The organism is Kineococcus sp. G2 (assembly GCF_037154035.1).
Classification (GTDB): Bacteria; Actinomycetota; Actinomycetes; order Actinomycetales; family Kineococcaceae; genus Kineococcus.
This window is the reverse complement of sequence record NZ_JBBBEM010000115.1, coordinates 1-8,034: the sequence shown is the minus strand read 5'-3', so window position 1 is coordinate 8,034 and position 8,034 is coordinate 1. Positions and strand designations below refer to the sequence as shown.

The 8,034-nt window shown below is 72.7% G+C and carries 4 protein-coding genes and 1 pseudogene; 1 reads left to right on the top strand and 4 read right to left on the bottom strand.

From position 1 onward, the window contains the following. Positions 1–229: 229 nt before the first annotated feature. From V9U69_RS16445 to fdh, 4 genes and pseudogenes are all read right to left on the bottom strand, one after another. Complete coding sequence (locus tag V9U69_RS16445; protein WP_337062936.1) at positions 230–1,123, bottom strand: formate/nitrite transporter family protein; 894 nt, start codon at positions 1,121–1,123, stop codon at positions 230–232. 18 nt (positions 1,124–1,141) lie between these two features. Then, positions 1,142–2,347: an NrfD/PsrC family molybdoenzyme membrane anchor subunit gene (gene nrfD / locus V9U69_RS16440; protein WP_337062935.1), complete on the bottom strand. Its 1,206-nt coding sequence runs from the start codon at positions 2,345–2,347 to the stop codon at positions 1,142–1,144. After that, the gene (locus V9U69_RS16435; protein ID WP_337062934.1) at positions 2,344–3,510 is read right to left on the bottom strand and encodes a 4Fe-4S dicluster domain-containing protein; all 1,167 of its coding nucleotides are present in this window, start codon (positions 3,508–3,510) and stop codon (positions 2,344–2,346) included. Before V9U69_RS16435 ends, nrfD begins: the two co-directional genes overlap by 4 nt. A gap of 272 nt (positions 3,511–3,782) precedes the next feature. Then, a pseudogene (gene fdh, locus V9U69_RS16430) lies at positions 3,783–7,028 on the bottom strand (formate dehydrogenase); the annotation flags it as partial. A 117-nt stretch (positions 7,029–7,145) separates the two neighbouring features. Here fdh and V9U69_RS16425 point away from each other — a divergent pair. Then, entirely contained in the window at positions 7,146–7,991 is an 846-nt protein-coding gene (locus V9U69_RS16425) for an aldo/keto reductase (RefSeq protein ID WP_337062933.1), read from the top strand. Positions 7,992–8,034: the final 43 nt, after the last annotated feature.

The following is an 8,034-nucleotide window of genomic DNA, read 5'->3' as shown; positions in this document are numbered from 1 at the left end:
GGCGAGGCCGAGGGTGGTGAGGGCGGCGAGGACGAGGGCGGCGCGGCGCATCGGCGGCTTCCTGACGATGGGAACGGTTGTCGGAAACTGTAACCCCGCCGCGCCGCCGTCCCCTCCCGCCGTCCCCGTCCCGCCTCACCCCCTCCGCGCCCCTCCGACCCCCAGCGGTGATCGAGGAAGTTGCCACTTCCTCGATCACCGCGGGGTGGGGCGGGATCGGGTGGGGGGGTCAGGGGGCGTCGCGGCCGCTGCCGCGCGGGGCACCGGCGGTGGCGGTCCCGTCGGAGCTGCCGGCCGCCCTCGGCGCGTCCTGCGGCGTGCCGCGCAGGTACAGGAACCAGTAGGCGACCCCGACGAGCACGGCGCCGCCGATGGCGTTGCCCAGCCCGGCGAACAGCCAGTTGGTGAGGATGTCGTCCCAGCCGAGGTCCGGGGTGCCCGCCCAGTAGGCGGCGGGCAGGAAGAACATGTTGGCCACGACGTGGTCGAAGCCGAGGGCGACGAACGCCGTGATGGGGAAGAAGATCGCCAGGATCTTGCCGGCGATGTCCTCCGCCGCCAGGGACATCCACACCGCCAGGCACACCAGCCAGTTGCAGCCGATGGCGCGCAGGAACACCTCGAGGTTGCTCTCGGCGAGGGCCTTGCCGGAGGCGATGGACGACAGCCGCTCGAAGGTGGTCGCGGCCGTGGTGCCGTCGGCGGCGTCCGGGCCGCCGATCACCCCGGTCTGCACCGCGAGGAAGTAGGCGACGAAGAGGGCGCCGACGAGGTTGCCGAGGAGCACCAACCCCCAGTTGCGCAGCAGCAGCCCCCAACTGGCCTTGCGGCGCATCAGCGCCAGCGGCACGAGCGCCATGTTGCCGGTGAGCAGTTCGGAACCGGCGATGAGGACGAGGATCAGGCCGAGGCTGAAGACGGCGCCGGTGACCAGCGTGATGGAGCCGCCCCAGATGGCGCGGTCCATCCCTGCGCTGACGTCCACGGCCAGCAGGCCGGCGATGCCGATGTAGGCGCCGGCGAGGAACCCGCCGACGAGGAGCTTGCCGACGCTCAGGTGCGCCTTCTTCTCGCCCGCCGCCACGGCGGCGACGGCGATCTGGTCGGGTGCCTTGAAGGCCACGGTTCCTCCCGGGTGTCGCTAGGTGCGGATCTCCTGCGCGCGCTCCGGCTGCGCGCCCTCGTCCTCGGGGCGGTGCTCCTCGTGCGCGAGCGCGCCGCGGTCCCGCAGGCGCTCGCGCTGCGGCACGACGACGTACTTGGGGTCCTTCGTGGACGCGACCCCGGCCTCGAAGACCGCCACGCGCGTCAGCAGCGAGCCCACCAGGAGGCTGGCGCCTGCTGCGGCGGACAGCAGCCGGGAACGGCGCCCGAGCAGGGCACCGGCGGCGCCCGCGACGGTGAGGGCGCGGGCGGCCTTGAGGAACCGGCCCGGCCGGCCCTGGTGGAACGGCTCGCTGACCAGACCGTGACCGTTCTCCACGCGGTGCCCGGCGGCCAGTTCGACGCCGGCGCCGATGACGGCGGCCGAGCGGGCGGTGCCGGCCTGGGCGAGCGGTGCGAGCAGCATCCCGGCCCCGGCGCCGCTGGCCAGTGCGCTGCCGGCGAAGAGGAACGGCAGCTCCCGGTACGGCTCGTGCCAGCTCGGCACGGCGGTGTCGGCGAACAGCACCGCCGTGTAGGTGGCCAGCAGCGGGGCGGTCAGGGCGGCCCCCGCGCCGGCGACGGCTCCGGCGGGACCGGCGACCCAGCGCACCGGGCGGAACACCCCGCGGCGCGGCAGCAGCGGAGCGACCTCGGAGACGGCCGCGGCCCCGGCCAGCGGCCCGTACGCGGACAGGATCCAGGTGCCCACGGACATCGGCGAGGTCGGTTTGGCGACGCGCAGCATGTTGTAGAAGCGCTCGGGCCGGCCCAGGTCGGCGATGAGGAAGTAGGCGCTGGCGCCCACGGCTCCCAGCGCCGTCAGGCGCAGCCCGCGACGGGCCGCGACGTCGCCGCGCAGCGCGGCGACCGCACCCAGCATGGAGGACCCCGCGGCCAGGCCGCCGGTGAACAGGTAGTAGGCGATCTCGTGCGTCCACACCGGCGGTTTGAGGACCGCGCGGCCGTAGTAGGAGCGGAACTCCGCGTCGGGCACCACCGCGTTCACGTCACCGCGCCGGCGCTTGCCGCCCTTCGCGCCCCCGCTGCGCCGCCCCATGCCCGCGTTCCACATGCGCGCGGCCTGGCCGCCCACCGGATCGGTGCCGGGCTCGTGCGCGGAACCGGGCTGGTGGGGGGTGGCCTGCGACGGGCGGGGGTCCTCGTGCCCCTGGAAACCCTTCAGCTGCGGCTGCTCGCTCATCGACGTCCCACCGCCGCCGCGACGACGCCCAGGACCATCGCGCCCGCCGCCACCGCCATGTGCTTGTACATCGACGGCAGGTCCCGGGTGGTGACGACCGGGTCCGGCGGCAGGCCGTACACCTCCGGCTCGTCGAGGAGCAGGAAGAACGCCCCGTCGCCGCCGACACCGTCCTCGGGGTCGTGCCCGTACAGGCGCGCCTCGGTGACGCCGACGTCGTGCAGCTGCTGCCGGCGCCGCTCGGCGCGCTCGCGCAGCTCGTCGAGGTCGCCGTACTGGATGGACTCGGTGGGGCACGCCTTCGCGCAGGCGGGCGTCTCGTCGTCGCGCAGGCGGTCGTAGCACAGCGTGCACTTCCAGGCCCGGCCGTCCTCCTCGCGCTTGTCGATGACGCCGTAGGGGCAGGCGGAGACGCAGTACCCGCAGCCGTTGCAGATGTCCTCCTGCACGACGACGGTGCCGAACTCGGTGCGGAACAGCGAACCGGTGGGGCACACGTCCAGGCAGGCGGCGTGGGTGCAGTGCTTGCAGACGTTGGACATCATCAGCCAGCGCACCGCCTGCCGGCCGTCGCGGTCGGGCAGCGCGGCGGGCGCCAGCATCCCGGGCATGCCCAGGAACTGCCCGCCCTCGTCCGCCGCCTCGGCGGTCCCCCGCTCACCGACCGTCCCCGGCGCCGCGGCGCCGGCACCACCGTCGCAACCGCACCCGCCGGAACCGCCGGAGCCGCACCCGCCGGACTCGCGGGCGGCGACGTCGGCGACCGGCTGGCCGCCGGGAACCCCGGTGCCCAGCCGGGACGCCTCCTCGAACACGTCCAGCCCGGCGGCGACGGTGCCCTGCTGCAGCCGCTCGGAACCCCGGCCGGTGACCGCCGAGGTGAACGGCGCGGTCTGGTTCCCCACCGGGCGGGACTGCTCGACGAAGGCCACCGCGCGCCAGGAGTCGGCCCCGAGGCCGCCGGTGTTGTCGTACGACATGCCGAGCAGGTCGATGCCGTCCTCCGGCACCGCGTTCCACTCCTTGCACGCCACCTCGCAGGCCTTGCAGCCGATGCACACCGAGGTGTCGGTGAAGAACCCCTTGCGCGGGGGCGCGTCGACGTGCCCCGCGTCGCGGGCCGGGTCGTCCAGCCGCCCGGACAGGCTGTTCGCCGAGATCACCGGCCGTCCCTCCCCTGCTCGTCACCCTCGGCGCCCGCACCGTGCGGACCGCCACCCTCGCGCTGCTCGCGCTCCCGTTCCCTCGGGCCCTGGCCGATCACCAGCTGCTTGCCGTCGACGCCGTGCTGCTCGGGCCGGCCGGGCGCGGAGCGGATCTCGTGGCGGACCGAGAGCACCTTCTCGATCAGGCTGTGGTCCTCCCCCGTGCCCGCGGCGGTCCCGCCGGCCACGGCCTGCTCGCCGCGGTCCATCTCCCCGTCCAGGTACTGCTGGGTGACGGCGACGCTGCCGGTGGCCATCGTCACCCCGCCGCGCAGGCGGTACTCGTCGACGAGGTCGAGCGCGGCGCGCCCCTGCGGCCGGCGGCCGGGGACGACGTCGCACGTGCCGGCCTTGAACTCCTGGATGTGCACGTTCGGGTCCACCGTCATGTGCGCGAGGTCGTTGACGACGTCACCGGTCGTCAGGCCCCCCGAGCCCCAGTGGTACGGCAGCCACACCTGGTGCACCACGCGGTCCTGGATCTTCAGCGGGGCCAGGCGGTCGGTGACCATGACGCGCGCCTCCACCACGGCTCGCGCGGTGACGACGTGCGCCCACCCCAGGTGCTCCAGGCCGCGCTCGGCGGCCAGCTCGGGCGAGACCTCCATGAACAGCGCCGGCTGCAGCTCCGACAGGTACGGCAGGAAGCGGCTCATGCCCCCGGCGGTGTGGTGCTCGGTGAGCCGCGAGGTCACCCACACGTACGGGAACACTTCGCTGCCGGGTTCGGGCGGGCTGGGGTGCACCTCGTCGAGGTGGTTGGTGTAGATGACCCGCGCCGGGTTCTGCTGCTGGGTGTAGACGGTGTTGCGGAACGGCGACTCACCGGGCTCGTAGTGCGCCGGCAGCGGGCCGTCGACGACGCCCTTGGGCGCGAAGAGCCAGCCCTTGCCGTCGGACTGCATGACGAAGGGGTCGTCGCCCGCGAGGGCCTCCACGCCCGTGGCGCCCTCCGGCGGCCGGTACGACGGCGCCTTGGTGGCCTCGAAGTCGGGCACGTCGTCGCCGACCCACTTCCCGGCGTCCTCGTCCCACCACACCAGCGCCTTGCGCTCGCTCCACGGCTTGCCGTCGGGGTCGGCCGAGGCGCGGTTGTAGAGGACCCGGCGGTTCATCGGCCACGCCCAGCCCCACTCGGGGGCGTGCAGGGACTGCTCGCGCCCGGGCTTGCGGCGCGCGGCCTGGTTCACGCCGTCGGCGTACACGCCCGAGTAGATCCAGCACCCGCTGGAGGTGGTGCCGTCGGCCTTGAGGGCGGTGTACCCGGGCAGCAGCTCGCCGGTGGTGACGTCGTAGCCGTTGATCTCCTTGAGCACCGCGTGCGCATCGGGTTCGTCGCGCTCGCCGTGCACCGGGTAGTCCCACGTCATGTCGAACAGGAGGCGGTCGCGCGGGTCGGTCGAGCCGGCCAGCTTCTCCCGCATCCTGCGGCCCAGGTGGTAGAAGAACCACAGCTCGCTGCGCGCGTCGTCCGGGGACTCCACGGCCTTCTCCCGCCACTGCAGCAGCCGCTGCGTCTGGGTGAAGGTGCCCTCCTTCTCCACGTGGGTGGCGGCGGGCAGGAAGAACACCTCGGTGCGGCACTCCTCCGGCACGATCTCGCCGGTGCCGACCTCCGGGGAGTCCTTCCAGAAGGTGGCGCTCTCGATCATCACGAGGTCGCGGACCACGAGCCAGTCGATGTTGGCCATGCCCAGGCGCTGGGCGCGGCCGTTGGCCGAACCGACCGCGGGGTTCTGCCCCAGCAGGAAGTACCCGAAGATCTTCCCGCCGGCGATCATGTCCATGACCTGGCCGTAGGTGCCGTGGTCGCCGTTGATGCGCGGCAGCTGGTCGAAGAGGTAGTCGTTCTCCTCCGTCGCCGCGTCGCCGAAGTACGCCTTCAGCAGGCTCACCGTGTAGGCGTCCGCGTTGCCCCAGAAGCCCTTCTGGTTCTTGCCCTTGATGCTGTCGACGTACGTCTGCAGGTCGGGGTGCCGCTCGGCGTGCGGCATCTGCAGGTAGCCGGGCAGCAGGTTGTACAGCGTCGGGATGTCCGTGGACCCCTGGATGCTGGCGTGCCCGCGCAGCGCCATGATGCCGCCACCGGGGCGGCCCATGTTGCCCAGCAGCAGCTGGAGGATGGCGCCGGTGCGGATGTACTGCACGCCCGTGCCGCGCTGCGTCCAGCCGACGCTGTAGACCAGTGCGCCGGTCCGCTCACGGCCGGAGTTGGAGATCCACGCCTCGGCGACGTCGTCGAAGACGTCGGTGGGCACGCCGCAGACCTCGGCGACCATCTCCGGGGTGTAGCGGGCGAAGTGGCGCTTGAGGATCTGCCAGACCGTGCGCGGGTCCTGCAGCGTCTCGTCGCGCTGGATGTCCTGGTGGTCCACGGGCGCGCCGCCGGACCCCATCGACTGCCCCGTCTCGCTGTCGGAGGAGCGCTCGGTCTCCTCCTCCTCGTCACCGTGCTCCTCGGAGCCGGCGTACTGCCACGAGTCGGTGTCGTAGGAGCGGGTCTCGGGGTCGAACCCGGAGAACAGCCCGTCGAGGTCCTCGGTGTCCCGGAAGTCCTCGCTGATGATCCACGAGGCGTTCGTGTAGTTCAGGACGTACTCGCGGAAGTCCCGCTCCTGGGTGAGGACGCGGTTGATGATCGCCCCGAGGAACACGATGTCCGTGCCGCTGCGGATCGGCACGTACGTGTCCGCGAGCGCGCTGGTGCGCGTGAAGCGGGGGTCGATGTGGATGACCTTGGCCCCGCGCGCCTTCGCCTCCATCACCCACTGGAACCCGACCGGGTGGCACTCGGCCATGTTCGAGCCCTGGATGACGATGACGTCGGCGTTGCTCAGGTCCTGCAGGTCACCGGTGGCCCCACCGCGACCGAACGAGGCACCCAGACCGGGCACCGTGGCGGAGTGTCAAATGCGGGCCTGGTTCTCCACCTGGATGGCGCCCATCGCGGTGAAGAGCTTCTTGATGAGGTAGTTCTCCTCGTTGTCCAGCGTGGCGCCACCCAGGCTGGCGATCCCGCGAGTGCGGTTGAGCTTGTTGCCCTTGCCGTCCTCGTCCTCCCAGCCGCGCCGGCGGGCCTCGATCACCCGGTCGGTGATCATGTCCATCGCCGTGTCGAGGTCGAGGTCGGACCACTCGGTGGCGAAGGGGGCGCGGTACTTGACCGTCGTCACCCGCTGGTCGCCGTTGACGAGCTGCTCGCTGGCTGCGCCCTTGGGGCACAGCCGGCCGCGCGAGTGCGGGCTGTCGGGGTCGCCCTCGATCGCGGTCACGCGCTCGTCCTTGACGTAGACGCGCTGGCCGCAGCCGACGGCGCAGTACGGGCACACGGACTTCGCGACCCGGTCGGCGGTGGCCGTGCGCGGCGTCAGCGCCGCGGACCGCTTCGACTGCGACGCGGCACCGCGCCCCAGCGGGTCGTCGCCCGTGAGCTGCCGGTAGACCGGCCAGCCCTCGATGAAGGTCTTCAACCCCATGGCCCGGACCCTACGGCAGGTTCCGCTGGCGCGCCCGCGCAACCGGGGCCAGCGTGTTGCGCGACAGCACCGGACGACGAGACCGGGCCACGGGTCCGGTCGACGAGGAGGAGCCCCGTGGCAGTGCCCACGATCACGCTCAACGACGGCCGCGAGATCCCGCAGCTGGGCTTCGGCGTGTTCCAGATCGAGCCCGCCGAGACCGCGCAGGCCGTGCGCCGGGCCCTGGAGGTCGGCTACCGGCACATCGACACCGCCGAGATGTACGGCAACGAGAAGGAGGTCGGCCAGGGCGTGCGCGACGCCGGCCTGGCGCGCGAGGACGTCTGGATCACCAGCAAGCTGAACAACGGCTTCCACGAGCCGGACGCCGCCCGGCGCGCGATCGACGAGTCCCTGTCGGCGCTGGAGACCGACTACCTGGACCTGTTCCTCATCCACTGGCCCCTGCCCACCCGGTACGGCGGGGACTTCGCCTCCACCTGGCGGGTGCTGGAGGAGGCGCACGCCGACGGCCGGCTGCGCTCGATCGGCGTGTCGAACTTCCAGCCGCACCACCTGCGCCGGCTGCTCGACGAGACGACCGTCGTGCCCGCGGTCAACCAGATCGAGGTGCACCCGTACTTCACGAACGACGAGGTGCGCCGGGCGGGCGCGGAGCACCAGATCGCGGTGGAGGCGTGGTCGCCCATCGCGCAGGGCGCCGTCCTCGGCGACCCCGTCATCACGGAGATCGCGCAGCGGTACGGCAGGACCCCCGCGCAGGTGGTGCTGCGCTGGCACGTGGAGCGCGGCGACATCGTCTTCCCCAAGTCGACGACGCCGGCGCGCATCGAGGAGAACTTCGCCCTGTTCGACTTCGAGCTCTCGGGCGAGGACGTGGTCGCGATCGGCGCCCTGGACAAGGGCGAGGAGGGCCGCACCGGCCCGAACCCGGACACCTTCGACTACGTGCCCGACTGATCCGCCACCGGGCCGGCCGCCGCGCTGCGCCGCGGCGGCCGGC